At 39.0% G+C, this 22,998-nt stretch carries 17 protein-coding genes and 1 tRNA gene; 6 read left to right on the plus strand and 12 right to left on the minus strand.

The window, feature by feature from the left end; translation table 11 throughout:
• Nucleotides 1–2,667, minus strand: a 2,667-nt coding sequence (locus tag PVV64_RS01280) for an autotransporter outer membrane beta-barrel domain-containing protein (RefSeq protein ID WP_273759282.1), incomplete at its 3' end; no start/stop codon positions are given.
• 734 nt (nucleotides 2,668–3,401) lie between these two features.
• Nucleotides 3,402–3,478: transfer RNA gene (locus PVV64_RS01285), tRNA-Met, on the minus strand.
• Nucleotides 3,479–3,645: 167 nt separating this feature from the next.
• Here PVV64_RS01285 and PVV64_RS01290 point away from each other — a divergent pair.
• Together PVV64_RS01290 and PVV64_RS01295 are read left to right on the plus strand one after the other, a co-directional pair.
• Nucleotides 3,646–4,602, plus strand: coding sequence for a Gfo/Idh/MocA family protein (locus tag PVV64_RS01290; protein WP_273759283.1), 957 nt, complete (start codon nucleotides 3,646–3,648; stop codon nucleotides 4,600–4,602).
• A gap of 49 nt (nucleotides 4,603–4,651) precedes the next feature.
• On the plus strand, nucleotides 4,652–5,770 hold the full coding sequence (locus tag PVV64_RS01295) for a DegT/DnrJ/EryC1/StrS aminotransferase family protein (RefSeq protein ID WP_273759284.1): 1,119 nt from the start codon (nucleotides 4,652–4,654) through the stop codon (nucleotides 5,768–5,770).
• 235 nt (nucleotides 5,771–6,005) lie between these two features.
• Here the strand turns inward: PVV64_RS01295 and PVV64_RS01300 are convergent, their stop codons facing one another.
• Both PVV64_RS01300 and PVV64_RS01305 read right to left on the minus strand, forming a co-directional pair.
• Nucleotides 6,006–6,656: a hypothetical protein gene (locus PVV64_RS01300; RefSeq protein ID WP_273759285.1), complete on the minus strand. Its 651-nt coding sequence runs from the start codon at nucleotides 6,654–6,656 to the stop codon at nucleotides 6,006–6,008.
• 25 nt (nucleotides 6,657–6,681) lie between these two features.
• Complete coding sequence (locus tag PVV64_RS01305; protein WP_273759286.1) at nucleotides 6,682–7,278, minus strand: DUF1134 domain-containing protein; 597 nt, start codon at nucleotides 7,276–7,278, stop codon at nucleotides 6,682–6,684.
• A gap of 216 nt (nucleotides 7,279–7,494) precedes the next feature.
• On the opposite strand from PVV64_RS01305, the gene chpT reads away from it, so the two are divergent.
• Nucleotides 7,495–8,133: a histidine phosphotransferase ChpT gene (chpT, locus tag PVV64_RS01310; RefSeq protein ID WP_273759287.1), complete on the plus strand. Its 639-nt coding sequence runs from the start codon at nucleotides 7,495–7,497 to the stop codon at nucleotides 8,131–8,133.
• Nucleotides 8,134–8,358: 225 nt separating this feature from the next.
• Here chpT and ctrA read toward each other — a convergent pair whose 3' ends face one another.
• On the minus strand, nucleotides 8,359–9,060 hold the full coding sequence (ctrA, locus tag PVV64_RS01315; protein ID WP_273719772.1) for a response regulator transcription factor CtrA: 702 nt from the start codon (nucleotides 9,058–9,060) through the stop codon (nucleotides 8,359–8,361).
• A 566-nt stretch (nucleotides 9,061–9,626) separates the two neighbouring features.
• Between ctrA and PVV64_RS01320 the strand changes: the two genes are divergently transcribed.
• Nucleotides 9,627–10,013: a flagellar export protein FliJ gene (locus PVV64_RS01320; protein WP_273759288.1), complete on the plus strand. Its 387-nt coding sequence runs from the start codon at nucleotides 9,627–9,629 to the stop codon at nucleotides 10,011–10,013.
• Between the two features lie 129 nt (nucleotides 10,014–10,142).
• Here PVV64_RS01320 and PVV64_RS01325 read toward each other — a convergent pair whose 3' ends face one another.
• Nucleotides 10,143–10,418: a DUF1153 domain-containing protein gene (locus PVV64_RS01325; RefSeq protein ID WP_273719775.1), complete on the minus strand. Its 276-nt coding sequence runs from the start codon at nucleotides 10,416–10,418 to the stop codon at nucleotides 10,143–10,145.
• Between the two features lie 365 nt (nucleotides 10,419–10,783).
• Here PVV64_RS01325 and mnmA point away from each other — a divergent pair, with 365 nt between their 5' ends.
• Complete coding sequence (gene mnmA, locus PVV64_RS01330; RefSeq protein WP_273759289.1) at nucleotides 10,784–12,013, plus strand: tRNA 2-thiouridine(34) synthase MnmA; 1,230 nt, start codon at nucleotides 10,784–10,786, stop codon at nucleotides 12,011–12,013.
• 47 nt (nucleotides 12,014–12,060) lie between these two features.
• On the opposite strand, the gene PVV64_RS01335 is transcribed toward mnmA, so the two are convergent.
• Nucleotides 12,061–12,876, minus strand: coding sequence for an RNA methyltransferase (locus PVV64_RS01335; RefSeq protein WP_273759290.1), 816 nt, complete (start codon nucleotides 12,874–12,876; stop codon nucleotides 12,061–12,063).
• Between the two features lie 789 nt (nucleotides 12,877–13,665).
• Between PVV64_RS01335 and PVV64_RS01340 the strand changes: the two genes are divergently transcribed.
• Nucleotides 13,666–14,574: a cation diffusion facilitator family transporter gene (locus tag PVV64_RS01340; protein WP_273759440.1), complete on the plus strand. Its 909-nt coding sequence runs from the start codon at nucleotides 13,666–13,668 to the stop codon at nucleotides 14,572–14,574.
• 346 nt (nucleotides 14,575–14,920) lie between these two features.
• Here PVV64_RS01340 and PVV64_RS01345 read toward each other — a convergent pair whose 3' ends face one another.
• From PVV64_RS01345 to PVV64_RS01365, 5 genes are all read right to left on the minus strand, one after another.
• Nucleotides 14,921–15,817: a metallophosphoesterase gene (locus tag PVV64_RS01345; RefSeq protein ID WP_273759291.1), complete on the minus strand. Its 897-nt coding sequence runs from the start codon at nucleotides 15,815–15,817 to the stop codon at nucleotides 14,921–14,923.
• A 291-nt stretch (nucleotides 15,818–16,108) separates the two neighbouring features.
• Nucleotides 16,109–18,205 (minus strand): glutamine amidotransferase, encoded by a 2,097-nt coding sequence (locus tag PVV64_RS01350; RefSeq protein ID WP_273759292.1) that lies wholly within the window; start codon nucleotides 18,203–18,205, stop codon nucleotides 16,109–16,111.
• Complete coding sequence (locus PVV64_RS01355) at nucleotides 18,202–20,997, minus strand: DUF4159 domain-containing protein (RefSeq protein WP_273759293.1); 2,796 nt, start codon at nucleotides 20,995–20,997, stop codon at nucleotides 18,202–18,204. Before PVV64_RS01355 ends, PVV64_RS01350 begins: the two co-directional genes overlap by 4 nt.
• Entirely contained in the window at nucleotides 20,994–21,905 is a 912-nt protein-coding gene (locus PVV64_RS01360; protein ID WP_273759294.1) for a DUF58 domain-containing protein, read from the minus strand. Before PVV64_RS01360 ends, PVV64_RS01355 begins: the two co-directional genes overlap by 4 nt.
• Before the next feature lie 2 nt (nucleotides 21,906–21,907).
• Entirely contained in the window at nucleotides 21,908–22,939 is a 1,032-nt protein-coding gene (locus PVV64_RS01365) for a MoxR family ATPase (RefSeq protein ID WP_273759295.1), read from the minus strand.
• Nucleotides 22,940–22,998 lie beyond the last annotated feature (59 nt).

The following is a 22,998-nucleotide window of genomic DNA, read 5'->3' on the forward strand; positions in this document are numbered from 1 at the left end:
GCCTCCTTGTAGAGCGGCATAGCGCAGATGTGCACCACTATAACCATATTGGCGAGGAGCGTTTTCAGAGGAGAAGTTTCCTGTCCCACCATAGGTGTATAAGAAGAAACCACTCTGTTTTTCTTGTCGTTTACCTAAGCCAGATGTTCTGATATTGGCTAACAGCGCATTCTGTTTTGCCATATCAGTTAAGCCTGTATAGAAGAGGGCATTTGGCATGAGCAAATAGCTTGCCATTTGAGGTACGACGGCGTGCACATTTTGCTCAGGATTAGGGGTGGAACCAGAACCACCGGGGTTAGAGCCAGGGTTATCTGGGTTAGAGTTAATAAATTCAGGTTGTAGACGAAAATCCCAGAAATTTTCATTTTTTTCATCCAACAGGTTTTGCGCCATATTGGCTTTGCCATGTCTTGAATTTGGTCCATAGGCACGTAGGGTATATTTATTTGGTGACCCATTTCTTGTGGTATAACCATTGATTAGTTTGAAAGAATCTTCTTCGGCTTTTCCAGAAACTTGAATAAGGGAAAGTCCTCGTACATTGGCAGAAGCAGTAGTGTTTTCTTTCACATTATTCTTTCCTGAACGTTTCGTGACATAAATTGATGTTTTGCCTGATACATCACCATTGATTAAAAGCCGATCGGTGTTTTGCTCAAAGATTGGCTTACCATCACTCCACAAAGTATTGAAAGAAATCTGTGCATTGCCTGAGGCATTATAAATTGCTGAGGTGTCTGGTTTTCCTGATCCTATATGCAATGTGTGGTAATAACCATCTTCTGTTGGCTCTTTGAAAATAACAGAGCTGTTTTCGAGATCTAGCACAGAAATATCAGAGCGTGACCTTTGTGCGATATCTAGGAGTTTGCCATTTTTATCTTTTTCTTGTGTGCTGGTCTTTAAGAACCATTGTGTACCATTTTTCAGGTTAAAGCGTACATTTCTCTCTTTTGTAATGTTTGCTCTGCCTTCTAAAGAGGAATGATCTGCATTTAATGTGAAGCTGCCATTGGGTATTGCTTTTGCATTTATAGCTTCCAAAAACTCTTTATCTCCCCAAGTACCGTTGCCTAATAAAACATCCGCATGGATTTCTGAATTTATGAGATTGGCTGTACCAATTGATAGATTGGCAATATTTGTAATGGTATGATCACTGAAAGTTCCAATGAGAATTCCAGTGCCATTATCGACATGAATTTTTGTATTGATTAAATTAATCTCAGCGTTTTGATAATCTTTAAGATCATTTTTTTCATTTGAAATAGTATAAAGAATGGAGGCGAGCTGCAAACCACCGATTTTCCCTGTTGCAGAAACATTTGTGACATCAATATGCCCGCCGTTTGCAGTGTATAAGGCAGCTTCTTTTGCGTTTATTGATCCTCCCATCATGGTGATTTTAGATTGTGGATCGCTTGCATATAATCCACCACCATTAGATGAGGTAATGTGGGCTTCATCTTTGATATCAATGATGCTGCCAGATTCAGCAGACATCCCTACGGTGTTTGCAGAAACGGATCCTCCTAATATTGTTACTTGAGAATGATCATGAGTAGTTATGCCTTGATCTACTTGAGTAATGGTTACATTTTTCAAAGAGAGTTTGCTTTTTTTGATGACATTTACTCCAGAGGATGGTGTTTCATCATCTTTAAGACTTGATATCATCACATCTTCTAGTTTATTTTCGTCATTGTTACTCTCAATATATTGAGCTCCTATGAGAGAAGCTGTAATGGAGCCTCCAGTCATCTTGACCGTGCTACCCTCATGTGTTTCAATTCCATTTAAAACATCTTTAATTGTTGTGTCATGCAGTTCAATTACACTCTCCTTATTTTCTGAGAAAGCACCGGTTCCTGTATGATCTATTGATGTTATAACAACATCTGTAACATCAATATGACCGCCGTTTTGTGCATGCAATGAGCCTAGAGCATACCCGCTTACTGTTCCTCCCGTCATGGTGATTTTTGATTGTGGCCCATCGGAATGTAATCCGCTATAAAGAGATGAGGTAATTTTCGCGTTATCTTTTATATCAATGATACTGCCTTGCTTAGCAGATATTCCATCAAGCTTTCCATTAAATTCCCCTCCCAATATTGTTATCTGAGAATGATCATCTGCTTCTAGAGCACTGAAAGCATGAATGGTTACTCCTTTTAAGGTAAGATTGCTGTTCTCAGTAACTATTCCTAAATATGTTTCTAGGTCATCCTTTGCATTTGTTATGAGTACATTCTCTAGCGTATTTTCTTTGTTCTTACTGTTCAAGAAATGGGCACCAGTGCTGGAAGTTATAATAGAACCTCCAACCATTTTGATTGTGCCGCCATCCTTTGCTTCAAGACCGAAGCTCATTTCAGAATCTTTGTTTTCAATGGTTGAATCATTGAGTAATTCAATTGCACTGTTAGCACCTTCAGCTGTCACAGCATATTCCATGGTACCTATGTTTGAATGTGTTACCGATAAGTGCTTACCGATGATTTTACTGCCGTTTATTGCACGAAGTCCACCATAGGTTTTTTCAGATTCTGTTACTGTTTTTCCATCAGAAACTTCAAGATTCTCAGCATGTGCATGGATTTGCATATTAAATAGCACGATTGCTATTGTCGCCATAGATAATAGAAGAGATTTTTTATACACGAATACTCTCCTTTTAAAGTCCCCAATATTTACTTCCCCGCATTTTTAAAAGGAAGAAAAGAAAATAGATATTGCTTTTCTTTTAGTAATGCACGAACTCTGATATTTATTTTGCTTTTACTTCAAAAGTAAAGTTAAATTTATATTTAAATATGCAATATTTAAGTTTAATTTAATAATGTATTTTAATTAATTGTAATTTTTTATAAGTAATTTCAATCTTAAGTATAATATTATGAGCAATGATTAACGCTTTCAGAAGATTTTTCATTGATGATAAATATTATTGGATGTCAGTTTTAGTTTTTATGACAAAGAGAAGATTCTCAAAAGGGGAGGTACTATTAAAATAGCGGTGTCTGTACTGTTGTATATGCGCTAAGGATAGGTATATTGTGTTATTGCAGAATTCATGAAGAAATAAATTTTTGTAGTATAGTTTCTTATGTTTTTTCCTAAGTGAGAGAAGGAGATATGCGCTAGAAATATGTGATCAACCATTGTCTTTCTCTTTATGGTTGGCAATGGAGATAGCGTTTAATAAGATCTTGAAAGAAAAAATGAAGAAAAGGTTTTTGAAGTCTTTTGAAAAGTGAATTGGTATAAAATTTGCTTATCAGCTACTTTCACTAAAGTTTTCACTTTATACAAAATCCTACTGAAGCTGAATGATAAAAGGTATTCCTAAGCGATATACTCTAAAAAATACTCTTTGATTGATCTTGAAAAGAAAATGGTAGCGGAGGAGGGATTTGAACCCCCGACACAAGGATTATGATTCCTCTGCTCTAACCTACTGAGCTACTCCGCCACATAAAAATACAATTACGTGATTTTATCTTTTGCGGATATAAGAGGTAGAAGAGTGAGATGTCAAGCATCGTTTTTAAGCTTTTCTCTTGTCATTCTATTTTATCATCGATATGGAGTACTAGGAAAATATAATTTTTATATGATGAGGTGAGGGAAGGCATAAAAATGGCGCCACGTGTAGCGGTTTTAGGATGCGGTCATTGGGGTGGGAATCATATACGAACACTCCAAAGTCTTGGGGCTTTAACAGCAGTTTCTGATGTTGATAATGCTCGTGCTGCAAATTTTGCAAATATATATGGCGTTGATGTTATCGCGCCTGATGATCTTTTTACTTATAGAGATGTTGACGCGTTGGTTTTGGCACTCCCTCCGCAGCTGCATACGGAAAATGTTTTGCGTGCTGTAAAAAATGGTAAAGATGTTTTGGTTGAAAAACCAATAGCTTTGAATATTATTGATGCTGAACGCCAAGTAAAAATTGCTCGTCAATACGAACGGATTTTTATGGTGGGCCATATTTTAAGGTTTCATCCTGCTTTTGAAAAAATGTGTGAATTGCTGAAAAGCGGAGAACTGGGGGAGGTGCGTTATATTTATTCTCATCGGTTAGGCTTTGGAAAATTTCATACACAAAGTGATGCCCTATGGGATCTTGCTCCTCATGATCTCTCAATGATTTTGGCTGTCACGGGATGTGAACCTTCTGAAGTTCGCGGTGAGGGAGGCGCTATTATTGAACAGTGTGCTGATTTTGCTCATATTCATATGGTTTTTCCAAATGGTATCCGTAGCCATCTTTTTACTTCACGCTTGAGTTCGTATCGTGAAAGGCGTTTAACGGTTGTGGGTACAAAGGCTATGCTTGTTTTTGATGATATGGAACCATGGAGCCGTAAATTGGCATTGCACCGTTTTGCTGTTTGGAAAGAGAATCAAGAGTGGGCTTTTAGCACTGATGAGGTGAACTATATTGATGTGTGTGAAGGTTTGCCGCTTACTTGTGAATTACAGCATTTCCTTCATTGTATTGAAACGCGTCAAGTCCCTCGCACAAATGGTGATGATGCTCTTGCTGTTTTACGGATTTTAACTGCTGCTCATGTCAACTATCAGAGATAAAAGAGATAAGTAGCGCTTTTGCATTCTTGTGATGATCAATGGAGTTAGTATGCAATTTATCGACCTTGGAGCGCAGCGTGCGCGTATTGAAGACAAAATTAATTCTGCAATTGCGCATGTGATCGCCAGTGGTAAATATATTTTGGGACCAAAAGTGACAGAATTTGAAGAGCGATTGGCCGATTATCTTGGTGTTAAACATGTGATTGCTTGTGCCAATGGAACAGATGCATTGAAGATGCCTCTTATGGCTAGAAATATTGGTCCAGGTGATGCTGTCTTTTGTCCTAGTTTCACGTTTTCTGCAACCGCTGAAGTTGTCGCTTTGGTGGGAGCTGAACCTGTTTTTGTTGATGTTTTGCCTGATACATTCAATATTGATGTTGGAAAACTTTGTGAAGCAATCGAAATGATTAAAAAAGAGGGGCGCCTTAAACCAAAGGCGACTATTGCTGTTGATTTGTTTGGCCTTCCTGCCGATTACGCGCAAATTGCTCACGTGGCGGCAAAAGAAAATCTGTTTGTGATTGAAGATGCCGCACAATCAATGGGGGGACGAAGCGGTAATATTATGTGCGGGGCTTTTGGTGATGTGGCTGCCACAAGTTTTTACCCTGCAAAACCATTGGGTTGTTATGGCGATGGAGGTGCTATGATGACCAATGATGATCATTTGGCAGAACTTCTACGTTCGATCCTTTTTCATGGTAAAGGCAAAACGCAATATGACAATGTGCGTATCGGTATGAATTCACGTCTAGACACGATCCAAGCTGCAATTTTATTAGAGAAGTTTGTTATCTTTGAAGAAGAGATGGAAAAGCGTGTGGCGATTGCTCAATATTATTCCGATCATTTAAGAGATATTGTGACAGTTCCAGAAGCGGGCGAGAATGTTCGTTGTGCCTATGCACAATATACCCTTAAAGTAAAAAACCGTGACGAATTAAAAAACTATTTACAGAAGAATTCTATTCCGACAATGGTTTATTACAAAACTCCTTTGCATCAACAGCCCGCTTATAAGCATTTTCCTTATGTAAAAGGTTCTCTTGAGGTTTCTGAGGCTTTGGGGGATCATGTTTTAAGTTTACCCATGCATCCTTATTTAACGCGAAATGATCAGGATATGATTATTCAGACAATAAAGGATTTTTATCATGCTTGAGAGAATATCTTTCTCTCTAAAGTTCTTTAAAATAGTGGGTTTTATTTTGCTGATCTCTTGGAGATATTTTTTAAACAAAGCCAAATGAGCAGTTGACTGTTAACTGTGTCTCTTATCCTATAAAGAGAGATTTTATGCTTTTTTTATCTCAAGATGATAAGAGCAATATTTATGCTATAAAGATAGGGTTAGCATTATCAATCCAGAAGTTTATTTGAGTTATTTTGAAGGTAACTTATGTAGAGGTGTTTTTTTTAGTGCAGGTTATTTTTTTGCGAATGCGCGATGCGAGATCGTTTGTGTTTTTGGAATTTTTAATCAATGCGCTGATGGGGGATGTAGCTCCTTCCTGTAGCGCTATTTCAGCGGCTAATGTTGCTGCTAATTCTTTTGTTTCTTCACGCAGTGCATTTAAGAGTTGCTGGTTTTGCGTGGTATTGAGCGCATTGATTTGAATTTTTTGTAAACGTTGTTGATAATGTGCGATTTTTTCATGCATAGTTTTCATTTCCCTTATGAAACTATTGGTTGGGACAAGATTTTGTTTGGTTGTGATCGCTTCCTTTGAGGAGGAAGATCTGTTTTGTGTGGGCAAACATGATCGATAAAGTTGTTCTGTTGTTTGGCTAAGTTGTATTTTTTGTTGCGCATATTTTTTTTGCAAAAATTCATATTTTTGTTCATTGCGCGCAAGTTCCACAGCGTGTTGTGCACAGAGAAAATCATAGTTTGCTTGTACTTCAGTGAGTGATAACGGAATTTGTGCAGAAACACTCTTCTGCGCAAAATGAACAGCTTTACGCCAAATAAGAGGGGCCAAAAGCACCAATAACCACGCCGTGGAAGAAACTCCAAGAATAAAAAAAAGAAGCGATTGAATAAGCATAAATCCCCTTTTTACAACACTCCGTTTAAAATGGATTCCATGTTGGTTTGGGTGTTAATTTTAAATATCCTACATTGATGCCAAGGCGTGCACCAATACCTGTCCGAACGGGAACGAGTAAGACATTGTGGCGTTTTAGGACATGAAAACCAACACCTGCAATTAAATAGGCCGAACCTGAAATACCACCATAGCGTCCCCATAAATTATTTATATGATTCAGATCGTAAACTAAGATCATGAGACGAGAACCTTGGCCACCAAAATCCCATCCGACAGAAGGACCTTGCCAAAAAACTTTATGTTGACCGTAGAGTTTTGTAAAAAGTCTTCCCTCACCATAGGTTAGTCCAGCAAAAAAGGCGCCAGAAGCTTCTTCCCCTAAAATGTAGGCATTGGGATAACCGTATTGTGAAAAGATATTTTGAATTGCTGCTGCTATACCGCTTGTTGTTTTTCCAAAAAAAATATGACCAGAATCAATAATTTCTTGCAGAGAATAATGAGGTTCATGTTGTTCTATTGGTTTGACTTGTGCATTTGCAGTGGTGATGATGATGAATAAAAGGAAGATGAGAGATACAATGTTTTTGTACCAGCGTATTAAAAAAGAGAGGGCCATAGAGTTTTTCCCTTTTGTTGGTTACAAACAAGGAGATCATATTAGGATTTTCATTCTATTCAAATAAAAAATAAAAGGTAAGGTTATTTAAATTCTTGAATTTGTTTCTAAAAAAATTAGCGTGATTGTTTAATTTTTCTATATGTATGCATTGGATGTTAAGAGTTTTGCTTTAAAAACACGCTTGTTTTTAAATTTTTGGAGTTCACAATCATTATGACATTAGCTGTTTCTTTGAAGCCTATGGATCTTGCTGCTTTGCTTTGTAGCCGTCTTTGCCATGATTTGATCTCACCTGTTGGTGCTATTCAAAATGCGATGGAGCTTTATGATGAGGGAGGAGCTGAAGAAGATGCTTTGCAATTGGTGCGTTGGTCAGTTGCGAGTGCTTCTGCGCGTCTACAATTTGCACGGTTGGCTTTTGGTTTTGCAGGTGCAAGTGGGGGACAAATAGATACACGTACCGCTGAGCAAGTGGCTCAACAATATATGAAGGAAGAAAAAGCAATTTTAAAATGGCAAATTCCTGCTCTGCTTTTACCCAAAAATGAAGTTAAACTTTTGCTTAATTTGTTATTGATTGCAAATGCAACGGTTTCTCGTGAGGGAGAAATTGTTGTTATGATTATGCAAGAGGAAAGTAAACGTTCTTTTCGCTTTGAGATTTGCGGTAAAAATCTCCGTATTCCTCCTCATTTTATTGCATTGTATAATGGAGAAATTCAGGAAGAGCTTATCGATGCTCATGTGATTCAATTTTATTACACAGTCCTACTTGCTGAAATGACAGATATGAAAATAAAGATCAATGAAACTGAGGGGTGTTTTGTTTTGGAAAGTGTGAAGAGTCTTTGAATAAGATAGAAATATTTAAGCCGTATTTAGAAAAGATGGCTTAGAATATATTCGTGAGCGATGAGAGTATATTTGGAACTGGGAGGGTTGAGGGTCCTAAAGCTTTCAGTATTCTCTCTGAGGAGATTTTTATATGCGAGCCCTTATGTTATGACAGAGAAAAAATCTCGGGAAAAAATCTCGGCCCGCTACACTCCGAGATTTTACAATGTGCATTTTCACTGTTTAAGCGGTTTTACGTACGTTTTCTTCAACGGGATCACGTAACACATAACCACGTCCCCAAACCGTATCAATGTAATTTACGTGAGAAGAAACAGCTTCTAATTTTTTCCGCAGTTTACAGATAAAAACATCGATAATTTTAAGCTCTGGTTCATCCATTCCACCATAGAGATGATTGAGAAACATTTCTTTGGTGAGTGTTGTACCTTTGCGCAGAGAGAGAAGTTCTAGCATTTGATACTCTTTTCCTGTTAAATGAACAGGACGCCCAGAAACTTCGACGGTTTTTGCATCAAGGTTAACAGTGAGATCGCCGGTCACAATAACTGATTGCGCATGCCCTTTCGAACGGCGAACAACCGCATGAATACGCGCAATAAGCTCATCCTTATGGAAGGGTTTTGTCATATAATCATCTGCACCAAAGCCAAAACCACGCACCTTATCTTCAATGGCATTCATACCAGAAAGAATGAGGACAGGGGTTTTTATTTTTGCTAATCTGAGGGTCCGCAGGACATCATAGCCTGACATATCAGGCAGATTGAGATCAAGCAAAATGATATCATAATCATAAAGCTTTCCTAAATCGACACCTTCTTCACCTAGATCAGTGATATAAACATTAAAATTTGCTGACTTGAGCATGAGCTCAATGCTCTGTGTCATTGCTTTATCATCTTCAATTAATAATACGCGCATTTTAATCCCTCACTTTGCTCTTTACGAATCAGAAAGAGCACTTTGCATTTTATCAGCAGGTAAAACTACCATTGATAAAAATAACTTATGAAACCAAACACTTAACAATAAAGCGTTTATGAATATTTCAGTAGTACGCGTAACAATCACCACTGAATTCCCCACTATCCATGATAGTGGTTAACAAAATCTTTTTATTTTTAAAAGAGGTTACAAAATTATTTTAGAGAAATAGCATATTTTTGAACTGAATGAAAAAATAAAATGATTTTTCCACGGAAAACTGACTTTAAGAAAATCTTATAAGGGACTACTTTAATTACTTTTTTAAAATTTCGATTTTTGTTTACTGAGCTTTAAATTTCTTTGTTCTATAGTGAAAGAGAAAAGTGAAGAAATGGTTATTTCTTTAAAAAAAATATTGTGTTCGTTAAGGGCTTTAAGGAAAGGCAGGAATTGTCGTTTTAAATTTGAAAATGGACTGTTTTTATCAAAAGTCTAACTAACAGTGTATATTAAGAGTGCGAATAGGAATTTTGAGTTGGCGTAATCAAGGAGTAGTGAGTATGAAGCCACGGGAAAGTATAGTGCGGTTGAGGATGTTTCAAGTGCGTGGGAAGCGTCGTGAAATTGCACAGCTTGAGATGATGATTGCAGAATTTGAGCGAATGGTATTGGAATTAGAAGCGCAAATTATTAACGAAGAACGTAAATCTGGCAACAATGATGTTCACCATTTTGCTTATTCTGCTTTTGCTCGCGCAGCGCGGCAGAGACGCGATAATCTTGTAAATTCGATTCGTGATTTGCAATTGCAGAAAACAAATGCCGAAATGATTCTTCATGAAATCAATGGAGAGCTACAGCGTGCACAGCTTCTTGAGGTACGGGAAAAGAAAGCCTTCACGCATGATGAGGATGTTTTAAGGCGCTCTAACTCAATGACGGGCTGATAAAAACGATCGTTTTAAAATTAATATTTTGCGATGTTTATATATATTGAGACGCGAAAAAACAGCCAAACTTGTAAAAGTTTGGCTGTTTCTCTTTTAAGCTGTTATCGAATCATTCATCTCAGGCGATTAGTGCCTGTAATGTTGGATTTTGGTGGTTCGTAATCCAGCTAAACCGTGTTCATCGATTAAACTTTGCCATGAAAGAAATTCTTCTACGGTCAAAGTATAACGTTGACACGCCTCATCAAGACTTAATAATCCACCTCTGACAGCCGCAACGACTTCAGCTTTGCGACGGATTACCCACCGCCTTGTAGTTTTGGGCGGTAGATCAGCAATGGTAAGCGGACTTCCATCTGGTCCAATAACATATTTCATTTGTGTTTTTATCAGGTTGGTCATTCTATCCTCTACCTTTAGTCAAGGATTTGATTCGTTTGTAAAACATGAAATTTAAAAAAGAGCTAAACGCGTTGAAAAAAAATTAATAAAGGTAGCAAGACAATAAAAAATGCTTCAAAGTGAAGCGCGAAAAATAATTTTTTGTAATATTTCTATCGGATTTTTTGGGAGAAGAGAAAAGATTTTTATTGCGCCTTATTTTCATCACTCTTTTTTTGTTTGCAGCCGCTTTTAAGAAAGTGATCCTATTGGTTGTGGAAAGAATAAAAAAACAATATAAAAGGGCAGTGAATAGCATAAAAGCAATGAATAGCGCATATTAGGGCATTAGTATATGGATGTCCATTAAAATAGAGAATGAATACATGTTTTTGAACAGTCTTGATTTACCAGGACGGCCTGAGAATTCCCGTATTGTTGTAGCAATGTCGGGTGGGGTTGATTCATCGGTTGTGGCAGGCCTTTTGAAAAAGGAAGGCTATGATGTCATTGGGATTACCTTGCAACTTTATGATCATGGTGCTGCAACACATCGGGTGGGGGCATGCTGTGCTGGACAAGATATCGAAGATGCGCGCCGCGTAGCAGAGACATTGGGGATACCTCATTATGTTCTTGATTATGAAAAGCGCTTTCGTGAGGCTGTTATTGATCCTTTTGCAGAAAGTTATGCACATGGTGAGACTCCTGTGCCGTGTGTGGCGTGCAATCAGACTGTTAAATTTGCTGATTTGTTGGCAACGGCGCGTCAATTAGGTGCGGATGCTTTGGCAACGGGTCATTATATTCGTTCGCGTTCCCATGGTGCGCATCGGGCACTTTTTCGTCCTCTCGATAATGATCGCGATCAGAGCTACTTCCTCTTTGCAACAACACAAGAGCAGATTGATTATTTGCGTTTTCCACTAGGAGATCTTCCCAAAGCACGGGTTCGTGAAATGGCGGCAGAAATGGGGTTTGTTGTTGCCAATAAGCATGATAGTCAGGATATTTGTTTTGTTCCGCAGGGAAAATATTCTGATGTTATCACAAAATTGCGTCCAGAGGCGGCTAATCCTGGAGTTATTGTGCATATTGATGGACAGGTTTTAGGAAAACATGCGGGAATTGTTCATTATACCGTTGGTCAACGCCGTGGTATTGGTGTTGCAACGGGTGAGGCGCTTTATGTGGTTTATCTCGATGTAGAAAATGCGCGGGTTATTGTTGGTCCACGTGAAATGTTGGAAACACATAAGCTCTTTTTGCGTGATGTGAATTGGCTTGGGGATGAGTCGTTAGATAATTTTCCTTCCGATGGTGTTGAGGTGGCTGTAAAAGTTCGTTCAACCCGTCCTCCGCATCTTGCGCGCTTGCATTATCAAGAAGGTATTTTTTCCGTTGACTTGTTGGAACGTGAGAATGCTGTGGCACCAGGACAAGCTTGTGTTCTCTATGATGGGAACAGTAATGAAGCACGTGTGCTTGGAGGAGGGTTTGTAATCCGTTCAGAACGTGCTGCAGATACTGAAATGATGTTGAAACGCCTTTTGTGCAATCTGGAAACAAAAACGGCTGTTAATTCAGACTTTAAAACAACAGCGTCTTATAAATAAAAAGAATATACTCGTGGAATGTTTTACAATTTATAGTGATATTGCTTTTAGGAGAGTTTCGCAAAATCGCTGAAATGGGCAAGTGCAATACCCGTTGCTGTGGCGACATTAAGGCTGTCAAAACCGTGAGCCATGGGAATGCGTAAAGTTTCTGATTTTTGTAGGATATGGGTTGGTAAGCCGTTGCCTTCTGTTCCCAAAATAAGAGCTGTCTTTTTGGTTGGTTTTACTTGCTTTAGAGTGCGTTGGGCAGAGGGGGAAAGCGCATAGAGATGAAAATTTGCAGCATTTAGCGTTGCCATAATGTCATGAATATCCGTGCCTTGCGTATAGGGTACTTTGAGAGCTGCTCCAGTAGAAACTCTGATGGATTTGCGGTAGAGTGGATCGCATGATGTTTTATCAATAATAATACCATGACTGGCAAAGGCAGCTGCATTGCGAAAAATGGCTCCCATATTATCGTGATTAGAGATACCACATAAAACCAGAATCAAAGCTTTAGGCGGAAGACCTTGTAAAAAATCTTGTAATGATGGGAGTGTCTTGCGTTTACCTATACCAAGTACACCACGATGAACATGAAAGCCGGTAATATCATCCATGATTTTTTGATGGACACAATAAATGGGGCATGTTGGCTGCGTTTTTTCTAAAAGAGGCATAAGTCCAGGAAGGCGTTCACTCACTATAAGCAGTGAGAGAGTAGAAAACTCTTTGGAAGCTAGCAATGCTGATAATATGACTTTACCTTCAGCTATAAATTGATGTCGTCGTCCAACAAGATCTTTTTCACGGATGTTATGATAGTCTCTCAGACGCGGATCATCAGTTTCATGAATTGTTGTGATATTTAAATGCATAGAGAGGATTTAATGTGCTTTTTTTTCAATTGCTAGATGTTTAATATTTGCTTTTTTAAAAGAGAGGGATAAAAAAAGGCCATTATTTTAAAACTTATAATAGAATCATGTTGACAAAATACAACCATAGGTATAATGTCAGAATACCGAGTGCGGTACAATGTAGTTGTTTTCGTATCGGGTGCAGGGTTTTAGGTCCCCGCTATTTCCTAAGCTCTGCATGCCCTTAATCTCTAAGGGAAAAGAATCTGGGTCCCCAATGCTCAGATTCTTTTTTGGGGGGGGGCGTTCTCTTTTTTCGTTCCTGAAGATCGTTTTTGAATTTTTTAGCAGTCATATTTTTTTGCTCCAGTTGAGCTATGAGGTTGCATTAGAAGGTGACGCGATCTTTCTTACTGTGTGCAATGCTGCTGATATATTATGTGTGGTTTTTGGCTCATAGAACAATTGATAAAGAGTGCATAAGAGTGATACGTTTGAGAAAAAACAGGCGCGTTTTCAATGATAGATCTATCAAGTTACTTAAAAGTTTATGAGATGATCAGATAATGTTTTTGATTTTTCTCAAAGGAGATTTTTATTTCTTGTGGGAGTTTCTGCGTTACTTTATTTATGATGTTATATTGTGTAACAGCTTTGGTATTGAAATGACTATGGTGCGCTGCGAGATTCGTTTATCTTGTAGAATTTCTATGAAGTTGCAGGAGTAATGGTAGCATATCAAGAATGTCACAGGGATTAGAGTTTAAAATGCTCTTCCTTATTTTGTAAAGAAGAATGGGCGTGGTGATGGGTGCCAAAATCAATATACAAAACTTAACCCTATACTCTATCTTCGTTGCATGTATCGTTTTCGCTTTGAAATATTGGGCATATCACATCACCGGTTCGGTTGCGCTTTATTCGGATGCATTGGAATCAATCGTCAATATACTTGCATCATTGGCGGCGTGGTGGGCGGTTAAAGTGAGTATGAAGCCGGCTGATCACGATCATCCTTTTGGACACCATAAGGCAGAATATTTTTCTGCGATTCTGGAAGGAATTCTTATCATTATTGCAGCAATTATTATCTTGAGAGAAGCATGGATGGCTCTTTCAACCGTAAAATTATTGCAAAAGCCGGGAATATGGCTCGTTATTCATGTTGTGGCAAGTATTATAAATTGCATGTGGGGTTGGATTCTCATCCATCAGGGAAAAATGCATCGTTCACCGGCTCTTAAAGCTGATGGAATGCATTTCATCACAGATGTTTTTACCTCACTTGCCATTTTAATTGGTTTAGTTGCTGGTTTTTTCAGTGGATGGGGTGTTTTGGACCCAATTTTAGCGATCATTGTTGCCGTTAATATTCTTTTGCAAGGCTGGAAGGTTATTAACAGTGCTGTTCAGGGATTAATGGATGTTGGCGTTGAATTGAATGAGACTATGCGGATTCGTGAGCTTATTTCTGCAAATGCACAGGGTGCACTTGAAGTTCATGATTTGCTTACCCGTGTTGCTGGTAGAGTGACTTTTATAGAGTTTCATTTGGTTGTACCGGCAGCCATGTCGGTAGGAGAAGCACATCGGATTTGCGATAAAATTGAAGGTGTTCTTCAAGAAGAATTTGATAATGTGCGTATTTCTATTCATGTTGAGCCTGAGGAAGAGGCTAAGTTGCCTCCAGGTACAACGGTTGTTCCTTTTCTCTAAAAAGATTTTTCCAATTCTCTATCGTAACATATAGTATTATGTTTTAAGGGAGAATATAAGATATATTTCTATATCCATGGTGTTTTTCTGTAACTGATTTTTTAGCATTGGCTAGATAAAAATAAGGTTGAAGTAAAATTATTAATGACAAGGCTTATCCGACAAAATGGTGGGGTGGAAGCATATAAGTCGTTGGCAGATAAAACTATTTGAGAGAGGACAATCTGCCCTTTATTTTATGGTTAAGAATTTTTGTTTTGCTAAACGGGAAAGAGAATAAATTATTTAACCAAAAAATGTTGTTATTGTTTGCTTGTTTTTACAATTTTTAAGGCTTACAAAATTTTTAAAGATTTATTGTTTCAGTACAGGCGATTTCATTTTTTTGATTGAGAAGGCTGTAGCGTTGCAATTGGCAGCGCCATTGATGATTTTCGGTATCAATGGCAAATAAATTGAATCCTGCAGGTGGTTTTTTATCACCAAAAGCTTGTGATGCAGAGGAAACACCAACAATAGAAATTTTTCCTGTTGTTCCTTGAATGGTCTTCAATGTGGGAAGATGGGTATGGCCATGAAGAACGAGTTCACAGCCGTGATTTCTGATCACATTTAGAAAACGTTCAATACCCCATAATTTCTTATGCCAAAAGGTTGCGTGATGAAAGGGGGGATGATGGATGATGACAACACGAAAAAGCTTGCGCGTTGCAGCTTCATGTAAAAGTTGAGATAAAGCTTGTGCTTGCCTTTTGCCAAAATAACCAAAAGCTTGAAAAGGTGGTGTTGCAATGGCTGAGGAAGCACTTATGATAGCGATATTCTTGCGAGTGCGCATATAAGGAAAAGCTTCTTTTTGAGGGATATCACCTTCGATCCAAGGTTTAAAAAGATTACAAGCTTTTTGGAATGCTCCACGGACATAGGCATCATGATTGCCAAATGTTAAGGAAATATTTTGAGGCTCTCCTTGGTTTAGTAACCAATGACGCGCTTGTTCAAATTCTTTATCAAGAGCAAGATTAACAAGATCACCAGAGATGACAAGATGGTCAGGGTTTGTCTTTTTCAAGCTGTCCATTAAAATTTCTAGGACATTTGTTTCCATTTGGTTCTTACGCTTTTTTTGCCAATTCAGATAGCCCGTTAGACGCTTTCCACAGAGTTCAAAGAGAGAAGGTTGTGGTAAAGGTGCAAGATGCACATCTGATATATGAGCAAGATAAAACATAGACGTTAGCATAGCGTTGGAAATGATTTAGGCAATACAATAGGAAAAAAAAGAGGGGAGGACAAGCTGGTGCATTTTCGAGGTAAAAAAGCTTTGTAAAATGAAAAAACAATTTCTCAAAAAGAGGAAGAAAAGTTTTTGAGAAAGCTATGCTTCATTGTTTTTTACATAATAAAAGATGATTTGAATTCTCAAGGTTTTTAAATGACTCGAGATCATAAGCTGTTTAAGAGTAACAAATAAGTGAATGCTGTGATAAGAATCAGAGGCATTATAAAATTATAACAGGAATTTTTGGACTTTTTAACGGCTTTCACGATACCACATGCTGTTTAACAGGATAAGACAGATAAGCAGTGCAAAGAAACCAGAAAAGATCGACAAATGGAAACTGTTGATTAAACGAGTCTCTGTTGCTTCTTTTAAAACAATTGAATGAGAAGGAGGAGGTGCTATACCGGTTTGTGATTGAATCAGTTTGATAGGAGGAAGATGAATATCTGCTTTTTCTTTGTCGTGTAAACGTGCGGTGTATCCGCCAGTATGTTTAGTGATGGGGGCGAGTTTTTCTGTTGTTGAAATGACATCAAGTGCTTCGAGATTATCCAGTACAGTTACAGAAGAAAGAGTTGTTAAGCCCCCGTTTTTAATGGTAAAAACTCCTGTTTCATCAATATCCATCGTTGCGGTAAAGACCCCTTCTTGCTCTTTTGTAAGGGTTATATTTTCTTTTTTTCCAGAGGGAAAAGTTATTTCGGCTGGCTCTGGATGATCTTTGAGTGTTTGGCGGCGGATAGTTAAGCGATGATGGTTGCTGGTAGCAGTTAATTTTTCTTCTTCAAGTTCGGGCTCTTTCATAAGCCAATGGGCAATTCGGCGATAGAGAGCGGCATAGGGTCCTCCACCTTCGAAACCTCTTGCCCAGAGCCAACTCTCATCAGAAAGCAACATGCCCACACGTCCCTGACCAACATGGGAAAGAAGTAAAAGAGGTTGTTCATCTGCTCCTTGCATTAGAGCAATGCCTTTGTGTGTGTTTTGAATGGCAATTTGTCGTAGCCAGCGTCCCCATTGAGAGGTTGGAAAGTTAAGTGTTGCAAGATCTCTTGTGACAGGATGGCGTTCACCTTCTTTGGTTAACTTTGGGCGAAAAGGTTTTTCAAGAATAGTACCATTGGGTAATGCGGGGAGGATGCTTATTAAAGGTGTTTTCGCAAGCGAGTTTTGTTGCGTAAACTCAGGTCCTGTTACCATCAGCAACGCACCGCCCTGTTGTACATATTGTGCGATATAATCATAATAGATTAACGGGAGAACACTAGAGTGTTGATAGCCATCAAGAATGATGAGATCAAAATTATTGATCTCTTCAACAAAGAGCTTTTTGGTAGGAAAAACAACAAGTGATAATTGGCTTAAGGGTGTATTATCTGCTTTGTTTGGAGGACGTAAAATGGTAAAATGAACAAGATCAATATTGGAGTCTCCTTTTAAAAGATCACGCCATGTTCTCTCACCATTATAAGGTGCACCGGAAATAAGAAGGACACGCAAATTTTCTCTAATTCCTTCAATAATCGCTATGGCGCGGTTGTTTTCAGAGCTTAATTCGTCTTTGTATGCCTCCGTGGTAACTTGGATGATATTTTTTTCAGCATGGGGAAGAGTTATTTCCGTTTGAAAAATATTGCCAGGGGTCACAGAATAATGACCAACTTCTTGTCCATTGACGCTTACAGTAATATCTGCTTGCTTTGGAAGAGATTGTTGGGTTTGTCCCTTATCTTCTACTAAGATAGAGAGCATTTGTGGTTTATTGACAAGGGCAAAGCGAGGAGGAGAAATAATTTTGACTTGGCGGTCAAATTCACTGGATCTTCCTGTTATGAGGGCATTGAGTGGCGCTTGATGGTGAAGATCTGTAATATCAGGAATGTCATGGACTTGTCCATCGGTGATAAAAATTGTTCCTGCATAACGAGATGGTGGGATATTAGATATGGCCTGTGTTAAAGCATGAAACAAATTTGTTGAGGGGGCATATTGGTTATCAGCAAGTTTTCCAGCTTCAATAAAGCGTGGTTCAAATTGCGGGTAATGTGCCAATGCTTTTGTAAGTTGTTTGCGTGCTTCATCAGTGTCGTTTGTACGTGTGCCAAATGTTTGGCTTTTACTGCGATCAATGACAATGCCTATCGTATTTTTTAGTGGTTCGCGTTGCTCTTTTATGATCATGGGATTGAGCAAAGTAAGAAGGAGCACGATCAATGTTATAAGGCGTAATAAAGAGCCTTGACGCTGTTGAATGAGGCCAATAATGACCAAAAGGGTGGATATTCCTCCTAAGAAGAGAATCCAAGAGAGAGGCAAAAAAGGCTGAAAAGTAAAGAATGGGTTCATTGCCTTCTTTCCCTTTTAAAACGTTCTAAAAGAGCTGGAACATGCACTTGATCTGCTTTATAGTTTCCTGTCAGCACATAGAGAACTATATTTAATCCTGCACGAAAAGCCCAGAGACGTTGCATCGGATCATTGGGAACAAGTGGATATTTCCACATGCCTTTTTCGTCTAGTGCCCAAGCACCAGCAAAGTTATTTCCAGTAATCAGGAGAGAACTGACATTGTCACCCAAGCCAAGGGAATTTGCGTTTTTTTGATTGGTTGATGATGATGTTTCAACCCACAAAGGTGAACCACGGTAGAGACCTGGAAAGTCTGGCATAATATAAAAAGAACGAGTAATCACATGATCCGTTGATGCTGGTTCAATGGCTGGGATGTTTAATCCCTTTAAAATGGTTCTTAATTTTTGTGTGGCTGGAGTGGCGGTGTCTTCAAGAGTAAGGCTGGTGGTTATTTGATCGCGTGTGTCAAATAAAATTGTGCCTCCATGTTTCATAAATCGATTTATTTTTTCAAGACTCTTTTGTGTTGGGAGAGGACTGTTGGCATCAAGGGGCCAATAAATGAGAGGATAGAAGGCAAGTTCATCTTTCTCAAGATCAATTGCTACCACAGAGCTTGGTGCGAGCATTGTTCGTTCTGCGATGAATCGACTTAAGGCTTCTAGACCACTTTTACTCGTTGCATCAATTTCATGATTATTTGTGATAATGTAAGCAAGATGTGTTGCTCCTGCTGCTTGTACTATGCTTTCTGTGTTTTGTGCATGAACGGTTGGAGCCTGTGAAAAGAAGATCATAAAACCTATTGCGAAGGGGAGAAAAAGCAACATATTACTTCGTCTGTTGAGAAAAAAAGTACCTCCTATCCATAAAGTTAAAAAATTATCTAAGGCGAAGAGTAATATGGCTAATGCTAAAAGTGGGCCAATAAGATGTCTTTCTTTTATGTCGTAAGATAAAAGATTTTTGCTTAAAGAAGGTGGTGGAGATTGTTTTACCAAGTGTGATGAAGGATTTAATACATTGAGTGCGTAAAAATTATTTTTGACGCCATAGAGTCCGGGGGGAGTACGATAGGAAGGAAGAGGGGGATATTTGGCATTAAGAACCAATGGAACAACATGAGAGGGGGGCGTTTGTACTTGTCCATCAGCAGTGATTGTCCGCCACGGATTTTGTATGGTTGTTTGTGTTGTTCTGTGTTTTGTGTTTGTTTCTGCATAGGCACTCAATGTGATCAATTTTTGCAACATTTGTGCAAAAAAGCCAGAAAGAGGAAGATTGGACCATGTCGGAACAGGGGCAATGTGGATAAGAATGAGTGTTCCTTTACCACGTTCTGACGCCGTAATAAGGGGTGTTCCATCAGAAAGAGCAAGCCATGTTTTGTCAAAAAGATCGGGGCTTGGTTCTGCTAGGATTTGGCGTGAGACCGTAATATCTTCTGGAAAGGGAAGATCAGAGAACAGACTATTTTTTGCAAATGGCGCAAGTTTTTGCGGTTTCGTCCAAGACATAATACTACCAAGCAAACGTTTGCCAGGACGTAAAGTTACTGGCAGGAGGCTATCATAGTGTTCTGCGCTACTCAGATTTTCTCCCGCAAAGCGGATAAGTGTTCCTCCTTTATTGACGAAGTCAGACAGCTTTTTTTCAGCCTCTTTTGACATGTTTATAATATCACCCATAATAAAAACAGAAGGATTTTGTCTCAGTAAGTGATCAATCTCCGTTGAAAGTTCTCTCCCACCAGCTGTTATAAGCTGTGTATGACCTTGGAGTGCTTTAATAATATAGTAAAATGGAGAGAGTAAAGGTTGTGCCATTTCATTGGTATTTGGTGAGAGCAGAGCAATACGGCTCACTCTCTTATGGTTGTCCACGAGGAAGGTCGCAGCAGCATGGGATTGGTGGCTCACTTTTATCCAAGCAATGTCATTGCGCAGTTCAAGTGGTAAACTAAAAGGAACAAGCGTTGTGGTTTTTCCCTCAAGAAAGTTTGCCTTAAATTGGCCAAGCAATTGATTGTTTGAATCGTAAAATTCTAATGTGGTGGGAGTTTCACCGTGTGTCGTTGCACGGATAATGCGTGCGACCATGTTTCCGTTGTCATTTTCTATGGCCGTTATGCCAAATAAATCGGAAATATCGGCTAAATACCATAAGAGTGTTTCAGGTTTTAATTGTTCAATAAGAGCAAAAGTTTGATCGTCTTCCCTTGTTTGTAATCCATCACTAAAGTAAGCAATATCGAGGGGTTTTTCTTTGTTTATTGCAATCAGTTTTTGTAATGCATGGACACGATTGACGGGCCAAGGGCGGGGTTGCAAATGCATTAAATGTTGTTTTACGACTTTTGCAGGAAGGGGACCTCTATTGGAGTCACCATTTTCAGCGGTGGCAAGAAAATAAATGTCTTTTTGCTGTTTTTCTGCTTGTGCAAGGAGATTTTGAGCAAGAGAGATGCGTTTTTTCCATTCTTTTGCAGAGGCCCATCCATTATCGATAATGAGAGCAAGGGGCTGTGATTTTGAGAGTATAATTGGCTTTTGATGCCAAATAGGGCGCGCTAAAGCGATGATAATCAGAGCGGCTATGGTTAGTCGTAGTAACAATAACCACCAAGGTGTGTGGTTCGCCGTTTTCTGCTGATTAATTGGTTTTGGAAGAAAACGTAACGGAGGAAAGAGTTCTTTACGCGGTGAGGGAGGTGTTATGCGTAATAACCACCAAATGATTGGCAGGGATAAAAGTCCAAGTAACAGCAGGGGAGCAGCAAAACTCAAAGCGTCCTCCTGATATGAGAGGGAGAGTTCTCCATTTGATTTGCGAGATGCAAAATAGTTTGTGTGAAGGGTTTGTTTGTTGTACTTACGTGATAGGTCCACCCTTGGCGTGAGCAGAAATTTGCTAATTCTTGTCGTCTTGCTTGATACAGTTTGCGATAGTTTTCACGAAGATTTTCTGCTTTTCCAAAAGTATGCTTTTCTTTTGTTTCGGGATCAAAAAATTCCGTACAACCTCTATAGGGAAAATTTTCCTCTGCGGGATCAGCGACTTCAATGAAATGTGCCGTAACCTGTTTTGTAGATAAAGTGCTTAAATGTTGAATGATCTCTTCAGGATGATCGAGAAAGTCACTTATTATGATGGCGTGGGAAAAACGCGTAATCGTTGAAAAATCTGGCAATGAACTTTCATTTTGATGATTTGTCAAAGTAAGTGCTATGCGTTCTATGACATTGGAAGCTATGGTTGGGGGCATGAGATTGGGGATCGCAATATGTTCGCCACTTTGTGCAAGAAGTAATGCTAATGCAAGGGTCAGAATGATGGCATAATCCCCTTTAGAGATTTTAGAAAGGCGCGAACAATAATGCATAGATGCACTTTGATCAGGCCAAAGCCAAACCGTTTGTGTCATTTGCCATTCGTGTTCACGTAGGTAAGTATGTTCATCACGTGCTGAGCGACGCCAGTCAATGCGTGTAATGGATTCCCCTTCAACATAAGGGCGAAATTGCCAAAAATTTTCTCCCTGACCGCGCCTGCGTTGTCCATGCCATCCCGTCATCAGTGTATTGGCGATCCGCTGTGCCTGTAGAAGAAAAGACGGCATCTTTGCCATATCTTCATGCAGTTTGCTAGCAAGTGACATGGGAGAGGTTTTGGAAACTTTTTTGCCAATGGCCATTTCTAAAGAGCGTCTTTCACGAGATTGTTGATAATATCTTTTACGGTTATATCTTCGGCACGTGCAGAAAAATTGAGTGCCATGCGGTGTTGTAATACGGGATAGGCTAGTGCTTTAACATCATCAAGTGAGGGAGCTAAACGCCCATAATAGAGTGCTCGGGCGCGTACACAAAGAGAAAGTGCCTGTGATGCGCGTGGACCAGGTCCCCACGTAACATAAGTATTTGCAAGGTTGTTATCTTTATGAGGGCGAGCTGAACGAACGATCTTTAAAATGGCTTCTATAACATTTTCTGAAATTGGCATTTTCCGAACGATCTTTTGAATTTTTTGCAGTTTTTGCGTTGACAAAATCGGTTTTACATGCTGATTTTTCTCTCTTGTTGTTTCTAAAATAATACGCCGTTCTGTCATAAGATCAGGATAGTCAATATCAATTTGCATCAAAAAGCGGTCTAGTTGTGCTTCAGGAAGCGGGTAAGTTCCTTCCTGTTCGAGAGGATTTTGGGTTGCAAGAACATGAAAAGGTTGTGGCAAATCATAACGCTGACCTGCAACGGTGACATGATATTCTTGCATGGCTTGTAAAAGAGCCGATTGCGTGCGTGGAGAGGCTCGATTAATTTCATCAGCCATAAGAAGTTGAGTGAAAATAGGTCCTTGAAGGTAGCGGAAAGAACGTTTCCCACTCTTATCGGAATCCATAATTTCAGAGCCTATAATATCCGATGGCATGAGATCAGGGGTGAATTGGATGCGTTTTTCATCAAGCCCTAATACTGTTGCCAAAGTTGCAACAAGACGCGTTTTCGCCAATCCTGGAGCACCGACAAGAAGAGCATGTCCACCAGCAAAAATAGTGATTAAAGCATATTCAATCACATGATTTTGCCCAAAAATAACTTTGTCAATTTCTTGTTGTAGAATATCCAATTCTTTGTGCGCGGTATCAATATCATCAATAACCTCTTGGGCTTCATTGTTGATATTGGCCTTTTTCATAGAACTGGATGATGTATCACGTTGACTCATGTTTCTTCCTTAAGACATTTTTAGCAAAATCGATAATTTTCTCTGCATGATAATGAATA

It is taken from the genome of Bartonella sp. ML70XJBT.G (genome assembly GCF_028618575.1).
GTDB lineage: Bacteria > Pseudomonadota > Alphaproteobacteria > Rhizobiales > Rhizobiaceae > Bartonella.